Genomic DNA, 20,845 nt, shown 5'->3' on the forward strand with positions numbered 1-20,845 from the left:
CGGGGAGGTGGGGGTCGGGTCGTTCGCGGGCGGTCAGCCCAGCGCGGCTTCGAGTCTCATGGCGAGTTGGCCGAGGTGGGCGGCGAGCGGCTCCAGGACGGGAAGCGAGCCTTCCCGCTGCCCGCGCTCGGCGCGGATCCAGCGCTTGAGAAGGACCACGGCCTGGGCGTCGCGCACGCCGAGGCGCTTGGTGCTCTGGATCAGCTTGTGGGAAAGGCGGGCGCGCTCGGGTCCCGCCGGGCTACCCCTCAGGCTGGCGATGAGCTGCAGGGCTTCCTGGGCCACTTCCAGGTCCTGCCGGATGAGGGGCACCCGGGCGTTGATCCGGAGCAGGAACAGCTCCAGGAATCGCAGCAGCTCGCCCAGCACGTCCATGGCGTCACGGAGGGCCTGGTGGACCTCCTCCGGGGATTCCAGCAGCTGGCCCAGGTCCGCGATGAGCCGTTCGGCCTCCTCGCGGTCGGGCCGCCTCATCAGCGGGAACTCGGGACTGCGGCGGAAGGCCAGCAGGTGGCGATAGGCCTGGGCGAGCCCGAGGGCGAGCCGGGGCCAGTCCTGGAGCTCCAGGCTCAGGAGGAGGTGGGTGTGGATGGGCGGGACCTGCTCCCAGAGCCGCTGGATGCGCAGCCGGAGGCGATCCCCCTCTTCCATCAGGCTGGGAGAGTCCGGGAACAGGCGCTGCTGCACGTCGGGAGAGAACAGGCCCACGAGCTCGCCCATGAGCTGCTTCTGGTGGTTGAGGAGCAGGCCGCGCAGGCTGTCCTGGGCGTGGGCCACCTGCTCGGCGTCGGCCCCGGCCAGGGCCTGCTGCAGGAGGCTCCGCAGGGTCCCCTGATCCTGGCGCAGGCTCAGAACGGCCTGGCGGAGGTAGGCCCGGAGCCGGGGGGCCTCGGACCGGTCGGGGTTCACCAGGGCGGCCCGGCCGGGGTCGTAGGCGCGTTCCGCCACCCGTCCCAGCTCGGATTCGATGACCAGGAAGGTGGGCACGGACGCGTAGATCTCCTGGGCGCCGGCTCCGGCCGAAGGTTCCAGGGACTCCATGAGCCCCAGGAGGGAGATGTGGCTGGCCAGGGCCCGGGCCACCACGGAGAAGAGGGCCGGATCCCCGACACGGAGATCCCGGAGCAGCTGCCGCAGCTCGACCGGGGTGCGGTCCCTGAACAGCTCGGCGTCCATGCGGGGCAGCACCCAGCCCAGGTGGTCCCAGAGCCAGCGCAGGCTTCCTCGCACCTGCTCCACCGCAGGCCAATGGATGCCCCGATCCATGGGCCGCATCAGGCCCAGGCGCAGGTTGGACACCACGTGCTGCAGCAGCAGCAGGGGCTCCACGCGGGCATGGAACTCCGGAGGGATGCAGGCTTCCAGGTGCTCCGCCAGCCGGGCCAGGGACTCCTCCAGCCGGCCCTGGCCCTGGATGGCCCGGTTCACCACCTTCATCTGGGCGTTCAGCCGCGCCACGGCCTCTGGTCCGTCCTTGCAGGTCTGAAGCGCGGTCAGGATCTGGCGGAAGGAATCGCGGTGATCTTCCAGGAAGGCCGCCCACAAGGCCTGAAGGGTTCCGGCTTCCTCTCCCGGCGGGGCGGCCATGGTCCGGAGCGAGGCCAGGAGATCGAGCAGCAGGCCCACCCACGCCGGCTGGTCGTGTTCCACCATCAGCTCCCGATGGGCGGTGCCGGTCAGGTGGGCCAGCCGCCCGAGGCTGTGCTGCAGCACCAGCCCCATGGCGACCCGGGCTTCGCCGAGGCGGCGGGGCGAGAACTGGTGGAGGAAGGCCAGGAAGAGTCCGAGGTTGCGTCGCAGGTTGGCCTGGGCCGGGGACTCCTCGCTGCTGGCAGGCTCGCCGGAAGGCGCTTCCAGCAGGGGATCCAGGTCTCCGGCCCCTTCCCGCAGGATGTCCTCCAGCAGGGCCAAGTCCGTCCTGGATAGGCCTTTCTCCCGGATCAATTGCCGGGCCAGCATCAGACGCTGGGGCGGAGTCCCTGGGGCAGGCATGGCGAAAGCATACAATGGGCCGGGCGTGGGATACCTCCGGGAGGTGTTACCATCGCATCACCCCATCCGGAGGCAGCCAGTGGTCAGCAAGCTAGGGGAAATGCTCGTCAAAGCTCAGCTCCTCACGGATGCCCAGTTGGAAGAAGTGATCAGGATCCAGCGCCGGGAAGGCGGCAAGCTGGGCAGCATCGTCGTGCGCCAGGGCTACTGCTCGGACCAGGACATCGTCAGCTTCCTGGGCATGCAGTACGGCGTCCCCGCAGCGGACCTGGAGCAGTGGCCGCCCATCGATCCCGCTGTCATCGCGCTGATCCCGAAGGACCTGGCCCAGCGCCACAAGGTGCTGCCCCTGCAGCGCACCGGCAATGTGCTCACCCTGGCCATGTCCGATCCCACGGACATCTTCGCCATGGATGACGTGCGGTTCCACACCGGCTACAACGTGGATCCTGTCGTCTCCAGCGAGATGGGCCTGGTGCGGGCGGTCGAGAAGTACTACGGGGGCTCCAGCGGCCTGCGCCTGGCGGATGCCCAGGGCGCGCGGACCACCATGAGCGGCGCGGCGGCGGCCGGTCCCACCGACAGCGGCCCCGCGAATCCCTTCAATGAGCAGGACGAGCAATTCGACCTCCAGGACCTGGAGCAGGAGCTGGATGCCGACGCCGAGTACGAAGCCACGGACGACGACGAAGAGAGCATCAACGTCGGCGCCCTGAAGAAGGGCAGCGAGGATGCCCCGGTGGTGAAGCTCGTGAACATGGTGCTCATCGACGCCATCAAGCGCGGCGCCTCGGACATCCACGTCGAGCCCTACGAGAAGAACTACCGCATCCGGTTCCGCATCGACGGCATCCTCCAGGAGGTGATGCGGCCGAACCTCAAGCTGAGGGACCCCCTCACCTCCCGCGTGAAGATCCTGGCCAAGCTCAATATCGCCGAGAAGCGCCTGCCCCAGGACGGCCGCATCAAGCTGCGCGTGAACATGGGCGGCCGGCAGAAGGTCATCGACTACCGCGTGAGCATCCTGCCGACGCTCTTCGGCGAGAAGATCGTGCTGCGGCTGCTGGACAGCGACAAGCTCATGCTCGACCTCACCAAGCTCGGCTTCGAGCCCGAGAGCCTGGAACGCTGGGACCGGCAGATCTCCAAGCCCTACGGCATGGTGCTGGTGACGGGGCCCACGGGATCGGGCAAGACGAACACGCTGTATTCCTCCATCGCCAAGCTCAACACCGTGGACACCAACATCCTGACGGCCGAGGATCCCGTCGAGTTCAACTTCCCCGGCATCAACCAGGTGCAGATGAAGGAGCAGATCGGCCTCAACTTCGCCGCCGCCCTGCGCTCCTTCCTCCGCCAGGATCCCAACATCATCCTCGTGGGCGAGATCCGCGACTTCGAGACGGCGGAGATCGCCATCAAAGCCTCGCTCACGGGCCACCTGGTGCTTTCAACCCTGCACACCAACGACGCCCCCAGCACCATCAACCGCCTCATGAACATGGGCGTGGAGCCGTTCCTGGTGGCCACCTCGGTGAACATCATCTGCGCCCAGCGCCTGGTGCGCCGCCTCTGCAACAGCTGCAAGGCCGTCGACACCCACCATCAGCCCGAGGAGGCCCTGCGCGAGGTGGGCTTCACGCCGGAGGAGATCCAGCGGGGCATCACCTTCTACAAGCCTGTCGGGTGCGATATTTGCAACAAGCGCGGCTACAAAGGCCGCGTCGGCCTCTACGAGGTGCTGGAGATGTCGGAGACCCTGAAGGACATGATCCTCACGGGCGCCTCGGCCATCGAACTCCGCGAGCAGGGGCAGAAGGAAGGCATGATCACCCTCCGCCGCTCCGGCTGCCGCAAGGTGCTCGACGGCGTCACCACCATCGAAGAGATCATTCGAGAGACTGTCCTCTAGGAAAGGTTCGGCATGAGTGAGATCGGTTCCAACTACGTAGCTCCGCTGCAGCAGCTGCTCAAGACGATGGTGGAGTACGGGGGCACCGACCTCCACATCACCACGGAATCGGCGCCGCAGATCCGCATCGACGGGCGCATGGTGCCCCTCAAGCTGCCCCCCATGGACGCGTCCCAGACCCGCTGGCTCTGCTACGGCGTCATGACCGACCAGCAGAAGCACCGCCTGGAGGAGGATCTGGAGGTGGACTTCTCCTTCGGTCTCCAGGGCGTGGCCCGCTTCCGGGCCAACGTCTTCAACCAGCGCGGCGCCACGGCGGGTGTCTTCCGCACCATCCCCGAGAACATCCGCAGCTTCGACCAGCTGGGCCTGCCACCCTCGGTCCAGGCCCTCTGCGACAAGCCCCGCGGCCTGGTGCTGGTGACCGGCGTGACGGGTTCCGGCAAGTCCACGACCCTGGCCGCCATGGTGGACAAGATCAACGCCGAGGAGCCCGTCCACATCCTCACCATCGAGGATCCGGTGGAATACGTGCACAAGCACCGGCGGGCCCTGGTGAACCAGCGCGAGATCCACGCGGACACCCACAGCTTCAAGAAGGCCCTGCGCTCGGCCCTCCGCCAGGATCCCGACGTGGTGCTGGTGGGCGAGATGCGCGACCTGGAGACTATCGAGTCGGCCCTCACCATCGCCGAGACGGGCCACCTCACCTTCGGCACCCTGCACACCAACAGCACCGTGCAGACCATCAACCGCATCATCGACGTGTTCCCGAGCCACCAGCAGGCCCAGATCCGCGCCCAGCTCTCCCTGGTGCTGGAGGGCGTCATCTGCCAGAGCCTCATCCCCAAGGTGGGCGGCAAGGGACGGGCCCTGGCGCTGGAGGTCATGATCCCCAACTCCGCCATCCGGAACCTCATCCGCGAGGACAAGATCCACCAGATCTACGGCACCATGCAGTCCGGCCAGACGAAATACGGGATGCAGACCTTCAACCAGAGCCTCTCGGATCTGGTGCTCCGCAAGGAGATCAGCCAGGAGCAGGCCTTCGAGTACACCTCGAACGCCGACGAGCTGCGGGAGCTCATCAACCGGGGCGTGGGCGTCGGCTCTGCCGGCGGCCGCGGGGCGGCTCCGGCCCAGCCGGCAGCCACCAGCAATCCCGCCCTGGGCGGCCGGAATCCCAACATCAAGTACACCTAGACCCTCTCCTGCGGCCCATTAGATCTTCACCACTGATCCATTCCTGCCTATCCTGAAGGCACCATCGTTCCCAGCTGTCCGCCGAGGTCCGCATGCCCGCATACGCATGGAAAGGCAAGAATCGAATGGGGGAGGCCCAGGAGGGCGTCCTGGTGTCCGAATCCCGGGACGCCGCCGCCGCCACCCTGAAGCGCAATGGCATCGAAGTCACGGGCATCAGCGCCATGGCTGCCAAGGGCACCAAGTCCTTCGGCAAAGTGAAGCCCAAGGACCTGGCCATCTTCACCCGGCAGTTCAGCGTGATGATCGACGCCGGCCTGCCCCTGGTGCAGTGCCTGGAGATCCTGGGCGCCCAGCAGGTGGACAAGGGCTTCCAGAAGATCATCGAGGCCGTGCGCGAGGACGTGGAGAAAGGCCTCACCCTGCAGGCGGCCCTCTCCAAGCACCCCAAGGCCTTCAACGACCTCTACGTGAACATGGTGGGCGCCGGCGAGAGCGGCGGCATCCTGGATGTCATCCTCCAGCGCCTGTCGAGCTACATCGAGAAGGCCGTCAAGCTCACCGCCAAGGTGAAGGGCGCCATGACCTATCCGGTGGCCATCATCACCATCGCCATCGCCGTGGTGATCATCATCATGGTGAAGGTGATCCCCGTCTTCTCCGCCATGTATGACGGCCTGGGCAGCAAGCTGCCCTTCCCCACCCTCGTCTGCATGGCCATCTCCAGTGCCCTCATCAATTACAGCTGGATCCTGATTCTGGCCACGGTACTTATCGTGGTGGGCCTTCGTCAGTACTACAAGACGCCCGCGGGCCGGCTCCAGATCGATGCGCTCATGCTGAAGATCCCCATCATCGGCGACGTGCTCCGCAAGGTGGCCGTGGCCCGGTTCTGCCGCACCCTGGGCACCCTCATCAGCTCTGGCGTGCCCATCCTCGAAGGCATGGACATCACGGCCCGCACCGCCGGCAACATGGTCATCCAGAACGCCATCCTCAAGTCCAAGGACGCCGTGGAGCAGGGGCGCAACATCAGCACCCCGCTGGCGGAGACCAAGGTCTTCCCGCCCATGGTGGTGCAGATGGTGGGCGTGGGCGAGGCCACGGGCGCCCTGGACGCCATGCTGGCCAAGGTGGCCGACTTCTACGAGGACGAGGTGGACAACGCCGTGGCCAACCTCACCAGCCTCATGGAGCCCATCATGATCGCCATGCTCGGCGGCATCATCGGCTTCATCGTGGTCGCCATGTACCTGCCCATTTTCAACCTGGCCAACGTGTTCGGGAAGGAGTGACCTCTTTCATCGGGGTCGCTTCCTGGCTGCGAATCCCGGGACGAAGGCGAAGGAACTGCGACCCGGCGGTCGCTTGCTTCGCCGGTCATGGATTCCCGGCTGGATGGCGCCCGGTCCACCCTCTGTCTTCTGCTCGTTCATCCAACGCATCTGTCGCTCCTGCGCTCCTAGCCAGAGCGGCCGTGGCCTTGGCCGTTTCGGCATGGCCGCACCCGCGGGGCCGCCGCAGTGCATGAATGCCTGCCCGGGACTCCCACCGAAGGCCATTGCAGGGCCGGCCTCGAACCGGAGCTATCCCCGTGTCGTGTGTGTTGCCGTACGCGCAGACGCCACAGCCATTCAGGCCGTGGCGTCTGCGCGTATCAGGGAAGATCCAGGCACGCTGGCCGTCCGGAGCCTCAAGCAACTGAACCGGCTTTCACCGGGTGGGGCGAAACACTGTGCTCAGGGTACGTTCGCGCCGCTCTGATCGATCTTGACCATCTGTTTGTTGTTCTGCGTATCGACGGCCGTGATGGTGTAGGTCAGGCGGTCCGCGTTGATGGCCAGGGTGAACCTCATCTTGCTGGCATCTTTGATCGTGAAGGACACGGGCGGTGTCAGGGCGGGGGCGGTCCCATCCGGCAACCAGACATAGTTGCCCGCGGTCGGGTAGAGCCCGGCTTCCGCCTTCACGTTTTCCAGGGCCATCCGAAGGGCAGTGGCGTTCGCGCGGGCATCACCCACCTGGCGGGCATAGTCCTTGGCGCCGCTGAATCGGGGGATGGCGATCATGGCCAGGATGCCGATGATGGCAAGGGCCAGGAGCAGCTCGATCAGGCTGAAGCCTCGGGTGGCGGGAGATTTTTTCATCGCAGCTCCTTCAGAGCCTCAGGACCATTCAACAGACATTTGAGTATAGGCGCGCGGGGCCCGGGGACCGGCTTCACAGAGGCAGGGAGGTTTCCGGGGTCCTGGCCAGGGTGTGGATCTGGACGCCCCCCTGCACCTTGAGTCCATAGGTGATTTCGATGACATACGAACCGTTCGGGTTGATGGGTACGAGACCCACCTCTCCGGGAATGGCGGCCGCCGCCCCGAAGGTGTAGGCGTACTTGGTCTGGTCGAAAGGGTTCCTCATGTTGAGGAACTCGAAGCGGGCCTTCATGACGGCCATGGTCTCGGTGATGGTGGTGGCCATCGCCAGGTCGGCGGCGGTGCGCTCCGCCTGGGGCTGCTCCACCGTATCCAGGGCGTTCTGCATGGCGGCGGCGATGTCGGCCGCATTGGCCTGGGTGGCGCGGTTGCGGGCGGACTCGCGCTGGCCCAGCAGGGCCGGGATGGCGATGGCGCTGATGATGCCGATGATGGCCAGCACCAGCAGCAGTTCGACGAGGGTGAATCCAGTGTCTCGTCTCATGGTCGGCTCCTGGATTCTATGGATGAGGAGGGTGAAACAAGACCCATGCCAACGAAGTGAGGCTTGTTGAAATAAGCGCAAGAAAAGGGGCCGCAACGGGTGCGGCCCCTTTTCGATCAGGCCGAAGCCCAAGGGCTCCGATTACAGAGCCAGGGAGCTTTCCGGGGTCTTGGGCAGAGTGTTCATCACAAAGGCACCCTTGACCTTGGTGCCGTAGGTAATGGTCACCACGCTCTGGCCGTTCACGGTCTGGGGGTTCAGGCCCACCTCACCGGGGGCGGCGGCGGCGGCGTTGAAGGTGTAAGCGGCCAGGGTCTGGTCGAAGGGGTTCTTCATGTTGGCGTACTCAGGCCGGGCGGCGATGGCCGCCAGGGTGTCACCGACCGTGACAGCCGCATCCAGATCCGCAACGCTGCGCTGGCCAGCCGGCTGGTCTTCCACGATGCCCAGGGCCACCTGGAGGGCGCCGGCGATGTTGGAGGCGTTGGAAGCCGTGGCGCGGTTGCGGGCGGCCTCACGCTGGCCCAGCAGGGCGGGGATGGCGATGGCGCTGATGATGCCGATGATGGCAAGCACGAGCAGCAGTTCGATGAGGGTGAAGCCCTTCTGGTTCTTCATGGATGTCTCCTTGTGGGCGATGGCCGCGTGTAAAGGTATCAATCCCTATGCCAGTTTTCCAATCCTCCCGAAAGGCTCTTGAAATCCCAGCACCTTAGGGCAAGAAAGGACCGGTGGGAAGCCGTGACGGGCCGGAAAGGGTTACAGGAGTGACGCAGAGGGTCAGATTTCTGCCCTACTGCGTCGGAGGGCCCGGTGGAGGAATGGGGAGACCCGCCTGCGGCCTCCCATGGGCCCGGAGCCAGGCCTGGGCTCGGCTCGTGGCGCGGACCTGCTGATCCGGGGGCAGGCTCTTCCCGTAGGCCTCTACGGCAAAGGCCTGCGGGGGGGAAATGCCGAGCCTTCTCGCCAGAAGCATCCAGTAGAGGGCCTCTTCGGAATCCGGAACCACCCCGAAGCCCTGGCGGTACAGGAAGCCGAGGGTGAAGCAGGCCTGGCCATCCCCGGCCTCGCCCTGGACCCGGAGAAGCGGGAGCGCGCGCTTGAAGAAAGAGCCCGCCTCGGCCGGGGAGGAGTCCTGGAGGAGCTCCCCCGCGAGAACCATGGCGAGCGGATGCCCACCTTGGGCCGCCGCCTCCGCCCAGCGAAGGGCCTCCGCTTGATCTTTGCGGGTCCCCAATCCGTAGCGGTAGGCGCGTGCCAGGGCGAATTGGGCGAGCGTATGGCCCTGGTCAGCCGCACGGCGGAAGGCGGGCACCGCCCGCTCTGGAGATCGCTGAAGAAACCGCCCCCCCTGCAGGTAGAGGACTCCGGTCCGGTACTTGCCCTCCGGGGAACCCAGGCGGCCTTTGAACAGGGCCCACAACACCGGGCCTTCCCTGAAGGCGGTCGCGACCAGGAAACTGACCGAGAAGACCGCCAGGGAGGTTTTCAGCCATCGCCGGGTGGACGCCCAGCCGCGGCTGCCGATTCGATTCAAGTACACCGCGTACCCAAGGCCCCAAAGCAGGGCCGCGCCCAGGGCCGTCAAGGCGAGAATGGCCCCCCAGTTGCGGACGTATCCCCAATCGATCATTCCGTTCATGATGCCGCCCACCCTACTGGATCATGGTCCGAGCGTTTCAAGGAGCTCCCTCGCCCCCCGATGCTTCGGATCGAGCTTCAGGGTTTCCTGGGCGGCCCGGCGGGCTTCATCCTTCCTGCCGAGGTCGCGGAGGATCTGGCCTTTGCGCCACCAGGCGCCGGGGGTGCCGGCGGCGCCGCCTTCGAGGGGCTCGCGGAGGACCTGGTCGAGGGCGGCCAGGCCTTCGGGGCGGTGGAGGCCGCTGACGGCGGCCACCTTGCCCAGCTGCAGGCGCAGGAGGCTGGGGGCGTCCACCTGGGCGAGGTGGTCCTGGACCACCTGCCAGGCGAGGTCGGGGCGGCCGCCGTGCAGGTAGGCGTCGCTGACGGCGGCCACGCCCCGGGCGCGGGTGCGCACGCCGGGCAGCAACCGGGGGGCCTCGGCGAGCAGGCGGGCGTTCTTCCCGGCCTCGCCCAGGGCCTTCTTGGCGGGGCGGCGGTCCAAGGCATCGAGCCACTGGCCCACCACTTCGGGATCCTGGGGCGCCTGGGTCAGGGCGCGACCGAAGTACGGCTGGGCCTCCCACCACTTGTTTTCTTCGACCAGGACCAGGGCCTGAAGCAGGTCTCCCCGGGCCGGCGCCACCTGCCGCAGCTGGTCGGCACAGCGCAGGGCCTTCCGGGTGGAGCCGCCCAGGATGCCCGGCAGCATCTCATAGGCCAGGCCGAGGCTCATCCAGGCGGGGGCCAGCGTGGGATCGGCCTCGGTGGCGGCACGCAGGTCGTCCATGGCGTCCAGGGCGCCTCGCAGGCTGCCGAGGTCCCGCTGGCGGATGGCCTCGCCCGCCCGGGCCAGGCCCCGGGCCAGGAGGGCGTCCGCCAGGCGGGGATTCAAGGCCAGGGCCCGGTCCGCGGCCGAGTGGGCCTCGGCGAAGCGCTGGAGGCTGGAGAGGGCCTGGGACTTGGCCGCCCAGGCCGCGGCATCGTTCGGGTCCTGACGCAGCCGGGCTTCTGAGACCGACAGCACCTTGAGGTAGTGCCCCGCATCCAGGTCGGCCCGAAAAGAGGGCGCCGCGGGCTGGGCCAGGAACACAAGGGCGATGGGGACGGGGAGGGGCACGAGCATCCTTCAAGCGAACGCGAAGACATGAGTATCAGGATTGAAAGCGGACAGGCAGGATTCGGTTGACGGATGCATGGATGATGCGCATATTCAATGCGTATCGGGAGGGTCCATGGCATCCAAGAAGGCGGTCAACCTCAGCCTGGACGGCGATTTGCTGAAGGAAGCCCGGGATCTGGGGCTCAACCTTTCGGGTGTGGCTGAGGAAGCTATCGCCTATGCGGTGAAGGCCCGGCAGGCGGAGCGCTGGGCGGAGGAGAACCGGGTGGCGATCGAGGCTTACAACCGGCGGATCGAGGCCCAGGGGGTGTTCAGCGATGGAGTCCGGACCTTCTGATGGCGGTGTGCACGGTCTTCAAGAACCCCAATCCCCGGACGAACGCCGCGGTCCCCTACCTGCTGGACGTGCAATCGGAGCTGTTCTCGGAACTCGGTACCCGGCTGGTGGTGCCGCTGTACCGGGCCGAAGCCGCCGGGGTTCAGGCCATTTCCCGGTTGACCCCGGTGATGCGGTTCCAAGGTGCCTCCCTGGTGGCCATGGTCCCGGAGCTGGCGGGCATTCCCCGAAGGGAGCTGGGGGTTCCGTGCGGGGATCTTCCTGACGCGCGGAACGAGGTTCTCCGGGCCATCGACCTCCTGCTGGCAGGATTCTGAAGGCCCCGTCCTGACCTCGGGTATAGCGTGGCGGCGCGGGTTCGGCTATGCTAAGTGATTGTTTGCACATGGCTCTGGAGGAGATCGCATGAGCGCCAAGGGCGGATTGTTGGATGGGAAGCGGGGCCTGATCATCGGCGTGGCGAACAAGCGGTCCATCGCCTGGGGCATCACCCAGAAGGTGGCCGAGGCCGGCGCCCAACTCTGCCTGACCTACCAGAACGAGCGCCTGGGCGAGAACGTCCGCGAGCTGGCGGCGGAGCTGAAGAACCCCCTGCTGCTGCCCATGGACGTGGGCAGCGACAGCCAGATCGTCATGGCCTTCGACGAGATCCGCAAGAAGTGGGGCAAGCTCGACTTCCTGGTGCACGCGGTGGCCTACGCCCCCCGGCAGGCCCTGGAAGGCCGCTTCGTGGAGACCAGCCGCGAGGACTTCCGCGTGGCCCACGACATCAGCGCCTACTCCCTGGCGGCGGTCTGCAATGCGGCCCAGCCCCTCATGGCCGAGGGCGGCTCCATCGTGACCCTCAGCTACCTGGGCGGCGAGCGGGTGGTGCCTGGCTACAACGTGATGGGCGTGGCCAAGGCCGCTCTGGAATCCACGGTGCGCTACCTGGCTGCGGATCTGGGGCCCCAGGGCATCCGCGTGAACGCCATCTCCGCCGGCCCCATCAAGACCCTGGCCTCCTCGGCCATCCCCGGCATCGGCTCCAAGCTGAAGGCCCACCGCTCCCACACCCCGCTGCAGCGCGACACGGACCAGCTGGAGGTGGGCGATGCCGGCGTGTTCCTCGTCAGCGACATGGGCCGCGGCATCACCGGCCAGGTGCTCTACGTGGACGGCGGCTTCAGCATCATGGCGGGGTGAGGGCCGGCCGTTCGAAAGGCGGGGACAGGATTAACAGGATGGAGAGACGGATTAATGGTATTTAAAAAACGAGATCGCTTTTTTGGGTCCTGTTAATCAAGCACTTAATCCTGTTAATCCTGTATCAGCTTTTCAGCTTCGTGAGCACGTCCAGCACCTCCTGCACATGCCCCTTCACGCTCACCTTGGGCCAGACGTGGCGGACGACGCCCTTGGGGTCGATGAGGAAGGTGCTGCGGATGATGCCTTCCACTTCCTTGCCGTACATCATCTTCTTGCCGAAGGCGCCGAGGGGCTTGATAAGGGCGCAGTCGGGATCGGAGAGCAGGCGGAAGGGGAGGCTCTGCTTGGTGATGAAGTTCTGGTGGCTCTTGAGGCTGTCGCGGCTGAGGCCGTAGACCTGGGCGCCCAGGGCCCGCACGCGGGTCCAGCTGTCGCGGAAGTCACAGGCCTCCGTGGTGCAGCCGGGAGTGCTGTCCTTGGGGTAGGCGTAGAGCACGGTCCAGCGGCCCTTGAGGTCCGCGGCCGCGACCGTGGCGCCCTGGTCGTCCTGGAGGGAGAAGGCAGGGAGGGGATGTCCGATCAGCGAGGTCATGGGTCGTAGCCTAATACGAGTCGAGTCCCCGGCGTGGGGGAAGCCACCCAAAAGGGTTATTCCGCCACCGATTTCGCTGATTCCGCCGATGAAAAGCAGAGTTCCGCCTCGCTGCAGCATGGGTTCTATGGGGGCGCCAGGGTCGCGACCTACTGGGGAGTTGCGGCCCTGACGCCCCCATGACTTCCGGCAAAGCCGGAAGCGCCCTGAGGACGGCCCAAGCGGGAAGCATCCAAGGCGCAATCACCGCCATCGGCGAATTCGGTGGCGAAATAGCTTTTCTCCTGGAAGCCGTTCCTCCGCCGCCTGTGACCGGGGACATGCGGTCTTGCGGCCAGAATGGGGGCCGCGAGGTTGTCCATGGATCTGACCGAGTACCTGTCCGCCGAATGGAAGCCGGCCCTGGGCTGCACGGAGCCCGCGGCGGTGGCCTACGCCGCCTGCCTGGCGGCCCGCCAGGGGCGTGGCGAGCCGCGCATGGCCCGGTTGGTGCTTGATGTGCGCACCTACAAGAACTGCCACGCCGTGGGCATTCCCAACAGCGGCGGGCGCACCGGGGTGCTCTGGGCGCTTGCCCTGGGGGCCGTGCTTCCGGACCCCTCGCCGGCGCTGCAGATGTTTGAAACTGTCACGCCCGAAGCGCTCGAGCAGGCTGGACGGCTGCTGGACCGCGGTGCGCTCCACGTGGAGGTGGACGCCTCCCGCACGGAGCTCTACATCGACTGCACCGTGGCCTGCGAAGGGGGCGTGGGGCGGGCGGTGCTGGAGCAGGAGCACACCCGCCTGACCCGCCTGGAGACGGATGGCGTGGCGGTGTCCCTCGCCGCGGCCCAGGTGGGCCCTGACACGGGGGATCGCATCCGGGAGCAGATCGGCAGCATGTCCCTGGCGGAATTGGTGGCCTTGGCCGGGACGATCACCGAGGCGGACCGGGTGCGCCTGCGCGAGGGCCTGGCCCTGAACCTCGCCATGGCCGAGCACAGCGTCAACCACCTCCCGGCGGGCTTCGTGCCCGGGCCCGACGGCGAGCCCTGGCTCCGCATCCCGCGCCTGGTGAGCTCCGGTGTGCTGGGCCGCATGTCCGGCGAGCCGCTCACGGTCATGTCCCTGGCCGGCTCCGGCAACAAGGGCATCACGGTATCCGTGGCCCTGGGTCTGTGGGCCCGGCGCAAGGGATACGAGGAGGCCCGCATCGAGGAGGCCCTGGCCTTGGCCTGCCTCCTGACCACGGCCACCACCCACCGCCTTGGGACGCTATCGGCGGTGTGCGGGGCCTCCAATGCGGCCGGCATCGGCATCGCCGTGGGCCTGGTGCACCTGGGCGGTGGCGGCATCCCCCAGATGGAACTGGCCATCCACAACATGGTGGGCAACCTGGCGGGGCTCATCTGCGATGGGGCCAAGATCGGCTGCGCCATGAAGGCCATGACCGGCGCGGAGGCGGCGTTCCGTTCAGCGGAACTGGCCCTGGCGGGCTTCGGCATTCCCGGGACGGATGGCATCGTGGGGGCCACCGGGGAGGCCTCCCTGGCCCACCTCGGCCGCCTGGCCCAGCAGGGCATGGCCTGCGCCGATGGGGAGATCCTGGACATCATGCAGGCCAAGCTGGGCTGAGAAGGGAGGCAGCCTCAGAGGCTCGTCCGCCGGGGCACGGAGACCCAGGCCAGGCCCAGCACCAGAGCCAGCGCCGCCCATCCGAGGGGAGTGGGGTCCGTGGCGAGACGGGGGAGCTGTTCCAGCAGCAGGCGCCCCAGGCTGTCGTGGTCGGGACCGGGGCCCAGACCGAGGGTGGACAGGGTGGCCTCGCCCCACAGGGCTCCGAGCCAGGCGCTGGGGAACAGGCCCGCAGCCTGATCCAGAGCCCAGGGAGACCAGCGGCGGAAGGTGGAGGCCGGCGTGGCGCCCAGGGTCCGCTCTGCGGCCCAGGCCGGCGATTGCCGGAAGGCGTCGAGCCTGACGCGCAGGGGAGGCTCCAGGTGGGGGGCCAGCAGCAGGCCCAGCAGCAGAAAGAGGGCCGCGACGCCGAGGCCTCCGGCGGCCGCGGCCAGGGGAAGCAGGAAGAGCACCGGCGGCAGGCTGCGCAGGGCGGACAGCGCGCCGGACCAGCGCCGGCCGTGCCAGGCGAGCAGCAGCGCGGCCCCCAGCCCCAGCAGGGCGCAGGCGCTGGCGAATCCCACGCTGCGGGAACCCGCCAGCAGCAGGCGCAGCAGGGCATCCCGCCCCAGGTCGTCCACCCCCAACGGATGGCCGGGCGAGGCGGGGAGCCCCCCGTGGAACGGGTCGAGGGGCAGGTCCGGGAGGGCCAGTGCCAGAAGGAAGGCGAGGCGCCATTTCACGGCGCGGCCTCCGGATCCATCCATCTGGACAGCAGCCAGAGCAGGGCCAACGCCGCCACCCAGGCGGAAAGTCCGGCGCGATCCCGCCCGGCCACGCGATCCATCCAGTCCATGCCGAGGCCCGGCACGCCCAGCATCCGTTCCAGGACCATCGAGGCCGTGAGCCAGATGGGAAGCCGCGCCGCGATCCAGCGGCCCGTGAGGCGTGCGAGAGCGAGCCGCCGTGCCCGGAGCGTCACCGCCCGGCCCCAGGCCGCGGGGAAGGGCACCTCGCCGGGAAGCGCCGTCGCCAGCCACCGGACCTCGCCAGGGAGGGCGGCCAGGAGGAAGGCCGCGAGCCAGCCGCCCGGGCCCGGCGGGCCCCAGGCCGCGGGCCAGAGGGCGAGCAAGGTGCCGGCCCAGAGCAAATCAGGTGGGGCTTCCAGCAGGGCCAGGGAGCTCCGGACCGCCAGGGTGGGCCCGCCAAGCCAGGCCAGCACCGGCGCCGCGATGGCCTGGGCGCCCAGGGCGAGGGCCGCCGGAAGCAGGGCGTGAACCGGAAAAGACGGGGGCGGAACCGGCCGCCAGAGGGCGCCGGGCAGGCTCCAGGCCAGGACCAGGGCGAGGCCCCAGACGGCCAGGCCCTGCAGGCTGGCCCGCCTCACCGGTTCCAGCGCCAGCCCGCGGCCCCCGGCGTGGCCAGGTACAGACCCAGGGGGCTGGGCGTCACGGCGAGGCGCTTGTCCACCCAGACCACGCTCTGGAAGTCGAGGATGGGCAGCGCCGCCGGGTGCTTGGCCCAGACACCCTGGAGTTCCCGCCAGCCGAGATCGCCCGCCTGCCGGAGCCCGGCGGCCAGCGAGGCGACCTGGGGGTCGGACCAGCCGGTGACGTTCATGGGGCCCCTGGGTTCGAGGTATTCCAGGACGGCCCAGGGATGGGGCTCGAAGACCACCACGGAACAGGCCAGTTCGAACTCGCCCTTGCGGAGCCGGTCCACCAGGATGGCCTGCTCCAGGGGCATCAACTGGAGGTCGAAGCCGTCCTTTCGGGCCCGGTCCCGCAGCGCCAGCAGCAGGTTCTCGGTGGACGCCTCGCCTGCGGCATAGAGCAGCTTCAGCCGGCCCGGGGGCTTGGGTGGATCAACCGGACTGTCGATGGCCTGGGGATCGAAGCCCAGGCTCTCGGGCCACAGGCCGCGGCTGGGCCTGGCGTTCTGCCCCAGCAGACCGGGCGGGAAGGCGTCCTGGCGCCAGCGCTCCAGGAGCTGCAGGGGCCCCGTTCCGGCGTGGCTCCAGACCACCAGCTGGGCGTTCATGGGCTGGACGACCACACGATGGGAGGTGGGCGGCGGCAGGGGCCGGGCCGGCGGGGCGCCGATGGTGAGCCAGCCTTTCTGGAGGGCCTGGAGCACGGCGGTCGGGTCGGGCAGCAGGCGGAACCGGATGCCGTCGATGCGCGGCTTCAGGAAGTGGTCCCGGCGGTAGAAGGTCCAGGCCGCGGGATCCTTCTGGAAGCGGAAGGGGCCGGAGCCGCGCTCGGGATGGCCCTTCTGGGCCACGGGCACCCGGGCCAGCTCCAGCAGCAGGCGGCCGGGGGGCTTGGGTGAGCGGATCCAGATCCGGCCGTCCTGCTGTCCGGTCACCGCGCCGTCGAGGATCGCCCGCTTGGTGGCGCTGGCGGAGGGGTCGCGGCGGATCTCGGAGAAGGTCCAGAGCACGTCGTCCGGCGTCACCAGGCTGCCGTCGGTGAATCGCGCGTCGTCGCGCAGGGTGAAGGTGATGAGCCCGTCCCTCTGGATCTTCCAGGAGGCGGCCAGCCTGGGCACGGCCTGTCCCTCGGACCCGAGGCCCACGAGCGCGTCGCCGGCCAGGGACTGGAGGATCCACTGCTCGTAGCTGTCGCCGCGGATGAAGTCCAGGGGCCCGGGATCCCGGGGCAGGGACTCCTCGACCATCTGGCCCCAAGCCGGAGCGAGGGCGGAGAGGAAGACCAAGGTCAGGGCGGCAAGGCGATTCCGCATGGCTGGGGGCTCGAGGAAGTTTCATCCAGCATGCCCGGGTGCCCAGGGCTCTGCCAAGGGACCCTGCCAGGCGGCACCGCCAGGGGACACCACCGGACGATGGCTGTTGCTACTCTGATTGGTGGAGGCCTCGTGGCGGATCTTTCGGAATCCAAGCTGTTCTGGTGGTGGCCGCTGATGAATCGCCACCGGCGGACCCTCTACTGGGGTCTGGCGGCCACGGTCTGGTGCAGCGTGGCCGCCTCCGTGGTGCCCTACTGGTCCGGCCGTGCGGTGCACGCCCTGGAGCGCCAGGACTGGCATGGCTCGCGGGTCTTCCTGGCGTGGATGCTGGCCTTCACGGCGGCGGCGGGGATTGGCCGCTACCTCATGCGCAACACGCTCATCGGCCTCAGCCGCGACGTGGAGCGGGAGCAGCGCGAATCCCTCTACACCTTCCTGCTGTCGCGCCCCTTCGCCTTCTACGAGCGGCAGCGGGTGGGCGACCTCATGTCCCGGCTGGGCGACGACGTGGGCACGGTCCGCATGGCCACGGGGCCGGGGCTCATGAGCTTCCTCCAGGTGCTCTCGATCCTGCCGGTGACGCTGGGCCTGATGTTCAGCACGAGCTGGAAGCTCACCGTCGCGGTCATGCTGCCCTTCTCCTTCCTGGCCATGGGCTACTACGTCATCGGGAAATGGAGCCATGTGGTGCAGCAGAAGCTGCAGCTGGCCTTCTCGGCCCTCACCACCCACAGCCACGAGACCATCAGCGGCGAGCGCGTGGTGCAGGCCTTCGGCCTGGAGCGGATCCGGGTGGCCCAGTTCAGCGAGCTCAGCCGCCGCCACGCCTCCCTCAGCATGAAGCAGTCGGTGATCTTCAGTGCCTACGCGCCCCTGTCCGCCTTCATCAGCGGCGTGTCGGCCCTGGTGCTGGTGGCCTACGGTGGCAGCCTGGTGGTGCGGGGTGTCCTCAACCTGGGCGACCTCACCGCCTTCACGGGCTTCCTGGTGGCCCTGGCCTGGCCGATGATGAGCCTGGGCTGGTCGGCCAACCTATTCCAGCGGGCCAAGGCTGGACAGGAGCGGCTGGACCAGCTGCTTCACGGCCCGGAGACCTCCCTGCCGCCTGCCGAGGCCATCGCGCTGCCGGAGGTTCCCGCGGCGCTGGTCCTGGATGGCGCGAGCCACCGTTTCGAGACCGGCCGTGGCCTGGGCCCCCTGGACCTCACCCTGGCGCCGGGTGACAGCCTGGCCGTGGTGGGCGGGATCGGCTCGGGCAAGACCCTGCTGCTGCAGATGCTGGCGGGCCTGCGCGCTCCCCAGGCGGGGCGCCTGCTGGTGGACGGGGAGCCCCTGTCGGATGCCACCCTGCGCCGCCACTGGGCCGGCCTGGGCTGGGTGCCCCAGGAGGCCTTCCTCTTCTCGGACACGCTGCGCATGAACCTGGCCATGGGGCGCCCCGAGGCCACCGAGGAGGAGATCTGGGAGATCGCCCGGGTCGTGGCCATGGACGACCTGATCCACCGTCTGCCCCAGGGGCTGGACACGGTGGTGGGCGAGCGGGGCGTGGCCCTCAGCGGCGGTGAGCGCCAGCGGACGGCCCTGGCCCGGGCCCTCCTGCGCCGCCCCCGCCTGCTCCTCCTGGATGACGCCCTGTCGGCGGTGGATGCTGAGACCGAGAGCCGCATCCTCGAGAACCTCCGCGCTTTCCTCGGCAAGTCCACGCTGGTGCTGGCCACGCACCGGGTGTTCGTGGCGGAGACCTGCACCCGGGTGCTGGTGCTGGAGGAGGGCCGTGCGGTCCAGCTGGACACGCCCGAGGTTCTGGCCACTCAGCCGGGCCTTTTCGCACGCCTCAAGCGGCTGCAGAGCCTGGAACGGGAGCTGGTGAAGGGAACCCTGTGAAGGTGTCCTTCCTCGACCGCGCCGTGGTGACGCGGGGGCTGGTGCTGGCTCTCTCTGCCTGGGTCGCCTTCACCATCGCCACGCTGGTGCATGTGCAGAACGCCTACTGGGCGGCCATGCCGGTGTGGGTGGTGGCCCAGGCCTCCCGCGGGGTGCTCCTGGAGCGGGCCCTCTTCCGCGTGGTGGGCACCCTGCTGGGGGCGGCCGTGGGCTTCGCGCTGCTCCACGTGCCCGCACCCCCCTACGTCCAGTTCCTCCTGCTGGGCCTGTGGGTGGCCCTCAACGGCGGCCTCACGCACGTTCTGCGGGGCGTGCATGGCTACGGGGCGCTGTTGGCGGGGATCACCGCCGCCATCGTCGTCGTCCCCTCCGTACTGGCGCCGGGGGCCTCCCTGGACCTCGCCACGGCGCGGGTGGAGTGCACCCTCATCGGCGTGCTGGTGACCACGGTCATCACGGGCCTGGCGACCCCCAAGTCGCCGGCCCAGGCCTTCTTCCTCCAGATCCGGGGCCTGTCGGCGGACGCGGTGGCCTACGCCGCGGAGGTGCTGCGCCATGGCGCCCCGGCCATGGGCGCAGAGAAGCGCCGCATCCTCGCGGAGATCAGCGAGGTGGAGGCCTCCGCCCGCCTGACCCTGGCGGGATCCTTCGAGGGGTACCGGCGGCTGCACGACGTGGATTCGCTGGTGGTGGGCGCGCTGGGCGTCATGAGCGCCGCGGTGGCGCTCCGGCCCCTCGAAGGCGCGCCCGCGGGCCGGGAGGGCACGCCGGTCGGCTGGACGGAGGGGCTGGTCCCCCGGCTGACCTCCCTGGCGGAGCGCCTGCGCTCGGCATCGGATCTGCCGCTGGAGGAGACCTCTCCCATCGACGCGGGGGCAGGCGATCGCCTCTCCCGTGCCCTGGCCCGTCTTCTTGAGGCCAACGCGGCGCTGGCCCGGCCTCTGGAGGCCTCCAGGGCGCTCCCCTTCCGGCGCGAATTGGCTGTCCTCGCGCCGCACCGGGAGTGGCCCCAGGCCGGACGCACGGCCCTGGCCTCCGGAGCCTCCGCATTCCTGGCCGCGACCCTGGCCCACGGGACCGCCTCGCCCCTGGTGGTCCAGGCCGCGATGGGCCTCTGCATCTTCCCCCTGGTGCTGGGATCCATGGCGCTGCCCCAGCGCGTCGCGCCCAAGCTGCTGACGGGTGTGGTGGCCGGGGCCGCCGTGGCAGCCCTGTACCGCCTCCTAGTGCAGCCGGTCTTTCCCGCGCCTCCGGCGCTGTGGTGGACCCTGGCGCCCTTCCTGCTGGTCGGCGGCCTCCTGAGGGCCCACCCCCGCACGGCCATCGCGGGCGTGGACTTCAACATGTGTTTCATGCTGGCCAGCCAGGCCGGCGCCACAGCGGTCGTCAGCCCTCTGGCCATTGTCGGCGGATCGGCCGCGCTGGCCGCCGCGGCTGGCCTGGAGGCCGGCGCTTACATCCTGGTGCCGCGCAGCTCTGTGAAGCAGGCGGAGGAAGCCGTCGGCGTCATCCGTCGGGACCTGCTCCGGATGGTGGAGCCCGGCCCCGGGGATGCCATCGGCGACTGGCGGGCCCGCGGCGCGCGGCAGATCCTGCGGCTCTCGCTCCACCTGGGCCGCGCCAAGGATCTGGGATGGCGCTGGCCCAAGGGGATGCTGGCGGTGCTGAGTCTGGGGCACGCCATCGAGGCGCTGCATGAGCTCCCGGAGACGGCGGGCGGGTCCACCAGGGCGGCGGCCTTCGGCGCCCTGCGGCGGCTGGTGGAGGATCCCCGCGGCACCGCCGGGGAGCTGAGGCGACTGGCCGGCGTCACCCCGGACGCCCCCTTGCGCCAGGTGCTGACCGACCTCGCGGATGGCCTGGAGACCTCGGCGGAGCTGCTGACCTTCGGGTGACCCCCGGCCTGATCAGGCCCCGTCGCGGAAGGTCACCTTGTTGATCTCGGCGAAGGAGGCCCCG

Annotated in this window: 19 protein-coding genes; 9 read left to right on the forward strand and 10 right to left on the reverse strand. The window is 68.9% G+C overall.

The window, feature by feature from the left end:
- Positions 1–33 precede the first annotated feature (33 nt).
- Entirely contained in the window at positions 34–1,992 is a 1,959-nt protein-coding gene (locus MLJ35_RS02110; RefSeq protein ID WP_243382613.1) for a hypothetical protein, read from the reverse strand.
- Positions 1,993–2,092: 100 nt separating this feature from the next.
- On the opposite strand from MLJ35_RS02110, the gene pilB reads away from it, so the two are divergent.
- From pilB to MLJ35_RS02125, 3 genes are all read left to right on the forward strand, one after another.
- On the forward strand, positions 2,093–3,904 hold the full coding sequence (gene pilB, locus MLJ35_RS02115; RefSeq protein WP_243382615.1) for a type IV-A pilus assembly ATPase PilB: 1,812 nt from the start codon (positions 2,093–2,095) through the stop codon (positions 3,902–3,904).
- A 12-nt stretch (positions 3,905–3,916) separates the two neighbouring features.
- Complete coding sequence (locus tag MLJ35_RS02120; protein ID WP_275976289.1) at positions 3,917–5,107, forward strand: type IV pilus twitching motility protein PilT; 1,191 nt, start codon at positions 3,917–3,919, stop codon at positions 5,105–5,107.
- A 92-nt stretch (positions 5,108–5,199) separates the two neighbouring features.
- Positions 5,200–6,402, forward strand: a complete 1,203-nt coding sequence (locus MLJ35_RS02125) for a type II secretion system F family protein (RefSeq protein ID WP_243382617.1) — start codon at positions 5,200–5,202, stop codon at positions 6,400–6,402.
- Between the two features lie 444 nt (positions 6,403–6,846).
- Here MLJ35_RS02125 and MLJ35_RS02130 read toward each other — a convergent pair whose 3' ends face one another.
- From MLJ35_RS02130 to MLJ35_RS16070, 5 genes are all read right to left on the reverse strand, one after another.
- Complete coding sequence (locus MLJ35_RS02130; protein ID WP_243382619.1) at positions 6,847–7,254, reverse strand: type IV pilin protein; 408 nt, start codon at positions 7,252–7,254, stop codon at positions 6,847–6,849.
- Between the two features lie 73 nt (positions 7,255–7,327).
- Positions 7,328–7,801: a prepilin-type N-terminal cleavage/methylation domain-containing protein gene (locus MLJ35_RS02135; RefSeq protein ID WP_243382621.1), complete on the reverse strand. Its 474-nt coding sequence runs from the start codon at positions 7,799–7,801 to the stop codon at positions 7,328–7,330.
- Positions 7,802–7,942: 141 nt separating this feature from the next.
- Positions 7,943–8,419, reverse strand: coding sequence for a type II secretion system protein (locus tag MLJ35_RS15775; protein ID WP_275976290.1), 477 nt, complete (start codon positions 8,417–8,419; stop codon positions 7,943–7,945).
- A gap of 175 nt (positions 8,420–8,594) precedes the next feature.
- Positions 8,595–9,443, reverse strand: coding sequence for a tetratricopeptide repeat protein (locus MLJ35_RS02145; protein ID WP_243382622.1), 849 nt, complete (start codon positions 9,441–9,443; stop codon positions 8,595–8,597).
- Positions 9,444–9,464: 21 nt separating this feature from the next.
- The gene (locus MLJ35_RS16070; RefSeq protein ID WP_243382624.1) at positions 9,465–10,541 is read right to left on the reverse strand and encodes a tetratricopeptide repeat protein; all 1,077 of its coding nucleotides are present in this window, start codon (positions 10,539–10,541) and stop codon (positions 9,465–9,467) included.
- A 115-nt stretch (positions 10,542–10,656) separates the two neighbouring features.
- On the opposite strand from MLJ35_RS16070, the gene MLJ35_RS02155 reads away from it, so the two are divergent.
- The 3 genes from MLJ35_RS02155 (at position 10,657) to MLJ35_RS02165 (ending at position 12,066) form a co-directional block, all read left to right on the forward strand.
- Positions 10,657–10,881: a type II toxin-antitoxin system CcdA family antitoxin gene (locus MLJ35_RS02155; RefSeq protein WP_243382626.1), complete on the forward strand. Its 225-nt coding sequence runs from the start codon at positions 10,657–10,659 to the stop codon at positions 10,879–10,881.
- Positions 10,881–11,198 carry a CcdB family protein gene (locus tag MLJ35_RS02160; protein ID WP_243382628.1) on the forward strand — a complete coding sequence of 106 codons (318 nt, stop codon included), beginning with the start codon at positions 10,881–10,883 and terminating at the stop codon, positions 11,196–11,198. Before MLJ35_RS02155 ends, MLJ35_RS02160 begins: the two co-directional genes overlap by 1 nt.
- 88 nt (positions 11,199–11,286) lie before the next feature.
- Positions 11,287–12,066, forward strand: coding sequence for an enoyl-ACP reductase FabI (locus MLJ35_RS02165; RefSeq protein ID WP_243382629.1), 780 nt, complete (start codon positions 11,287–11,289; stop codon positions 12,064–12,066).
- A 124-nt stretch (positions 12,067–12,190) separates the two neighbouring features.
- Here MLJ35_RS02165 and MLJ35_RS02170 read toward each other — a convergent pair whose 3' ends face one another.
- The gene (locus MLJ35_RS02170) at positions 12,191–12,661 is read right to left on the reverse strand and encodes a peroxiredoxin (protein WP_243382631.1); all 471 of its coding nucleotides are present in this window, start codon (positions 12,659–12,661) and stop codon (positions 12,191–12,193) included.
- A 360-nt stretch (positions 12,662–13,021) separates the two neighbouring features.
- On the opposite strand from MLJ35_RS02170, the gene MLJ35_RS02175 reads away from it, so the two are divergent.
- Entirely contained in the window at positions 13,022–14,275 is a 1,254-nt protein-coding gene (locus tag MLJ35_RS02175; protein ID WP_243382633.1) for an L-serine ammonia-lyase, iron-sulfur-dependent, subunit alpha, read from the forward strand.
- 14 nt (positions 14,276–14,289) lie between these two features.
- Here MLJ35_RS02175 and MLJ35_RS02180 read toward each other — a convergent pair whose 3' ends face one another.
- From MLJ35_RS02180 to MLJ35_RS02190, 3 genes are read right to left on the reverse strand one after another with little or no spacing between them, the layout of a single operon-like run.
- Positions 14,290–14,997 carry a hypothetical protein gene (locus MLJ35_RS02180; RefSeq protein ID WP_243382635.1) on the reverse strand — a complete coding sequence of 236 codons (708 nt, stop codon included), beginning with the start codon at positions 14,995–14,997 and terminating at the stop codon, positions 14,290–14,292.
- Positions 14,994–15,641 (reverse strand): hypothetical protein, encoded by a 648-nt coding sequence (locus MLJ35_RS02185; RefSeq protein WP_243382636.1) that lies wholly within the window; start codon positions 15,639–15,641, stop codon positions 14,994–14,996. The genes MLJ35_RS02180 and MLJ35_RS02185 overlap by 4 nt, the downstream gene beginning before the upstream one ends.
- Positions 15,638–16,999 (reverse strand): ABC transporter substrate-binding protein, encoded by a 1,362-nt coding sequence (locus MLJ35_RS02190; RefSeq protein WP_243382638.1) that lies wholly within the window; start codon positions 16,997–16,999, stop codon positions 15,638–15,640. Before MLJ35_RS02190 ends, MLJ35_RS02185 begins: the two co-directional genes overlap by 4 nt.
- Before the next feature lie 132 nt (positions 17,000–17,131).
- On the opposite strand from MLJ35_RS02190, the gene MLJ35_RS02195 reads away from it, so the two are divergent.
- Positions 17,132–18,886 carry an ABC transporter ATP-binding protein gene (locus MLJ35_RS02195; RefSeq protein ID WP_243382640.1) on the forward strand — a complete coding sequence of 585 codons (1,755 nt, stop codon included), beginning with the start codon at positions 17,132–17,134 and terminating at the stop codon, positions 18,884–18,886.
- A complete protein-coding gene (locus tag MLJ35_RS02200) occupies positions 18,883–20,781 on the forward strand; it encodes an FUSC family protein (RefSeq protein ID WP_243382641.1) in 1,899 nt (632 codons plus the stop codon). Before MLJ35_RS02195 ends, MLJ35_RS02200 begins: the two co-directional genes overlap by 4 nt.
- Positions 20,782–20,845 lie beyond the last annotated feature (64 nt).

It is taken from the genome of Geothrix alkalitolerans (assembly GCF_022808885.1).
GTDB lineage: Bacteria > Acidobacteriota > Holophagae > Holophagales > Holophagaceae > Geothrix > Geothrix alkalitolerans.

Bases quoted from the DNA above. Each gene is read 5' to 3' on its own strand.
- MLJ35_RS02160 (WP_243382628.1), top strand. From the start codon at position 10,881: ATGGCGGTGTGCACGGTCTTCAAGAACCCCAATCCCCGGACGAACGCC.
- MLJ35_RS02125 (WP_243382617.1), top strand. From the start codon at position 5,200: ATGCCCGCATACGCATGGAAAGGCAAGAATCGAATGGGGGAGGCCCAG.
- MLJ35_RS02155 (WP_243382626.1), top strand. From the start codon at position 10,657: ATGGCATCCAAGAAGGCGGTCAACCTCAGCCTGGACGGCGATTTGCTG.
- MLJ35_RS15775 (WP_275976290.1), bottom strand. From the start codon at position 8,419: ATGAAGAACCAGAAGGGCTTCACCCTCATCGAACTGCTGCTCGTGCTT.
- MLJ35_RS02130 (WP_243382619.1), bottom strand. From the start codon at position 7,254: ATGAAAAAATCTCCCGCCACCCGAGGCTTCAGCCTGATCGAGCTGCTC.
- MLJ35_RS02135 (WP_243382621.1), bottom strand. From the start codon at position 7,801: ATGAGACGAGACACTGGATTCACCCTCGTCGAACTGCTGCTGGTGCTG.
- MLJ35_RS02175 (WP_243382633.1), top strand. From the start codon at position 13,022: ATGGATCTGACCGAGTACCTGTCCGCCGAATGGAAGCCGGCCCTGGGC.
- MLJ35_RS02165 (WP_243382629.1), top strand. From the start codon at position 11,287: ATGAGCGCCAAGGGCGGATTGTTGGATGGGAAGCGGGGCCTGATCATC.
- MLJ35_RS02170 (WP_243382631.1), bottom strand. From the start codon at position 12,661: ATGACCTCGCTGATCGGACATCCCCTCCCTGCCTTCTCCCTCCAGGAC.
- MLJ35_RS02120 (WP_275976289.1), top strand. From the start codon at position 3,917: ATGAGTGAGATCGGTTCCAACTACGTAGCTCCGCTGCAGCAGCTGCTC.
- MLJ35_RS02145 (WP_243382622.1), bottom strand. From the start codon at position 9,443: ATGAACGGAATGATCGATTGGGGATACGTCCGCAACTGGGGGGCCATT.
- MLJ35_RS02190 (WP_243382638.1), bottom strand. From the start codon at position 16,999: ATGCGGAATCGCCTTGCCGCCCTGACCTTGGTCTTCCTCTCCGCCCTC.
- pilB (WP_243382615.1), top strand. From the start codon at position 2,093: ATGCTCGTCAAAGCTCAGCTCCTCACGGATGCCCAGTTGGAAGAAGTG.
- MLJ35_RS02110 (WP_243382613.1), bottom strand. From the start codon at position 1,992: ATGCCTGCCCCAGGGACTCCGCCCCAGCGTCTGATGCTGGCCCGGCAA.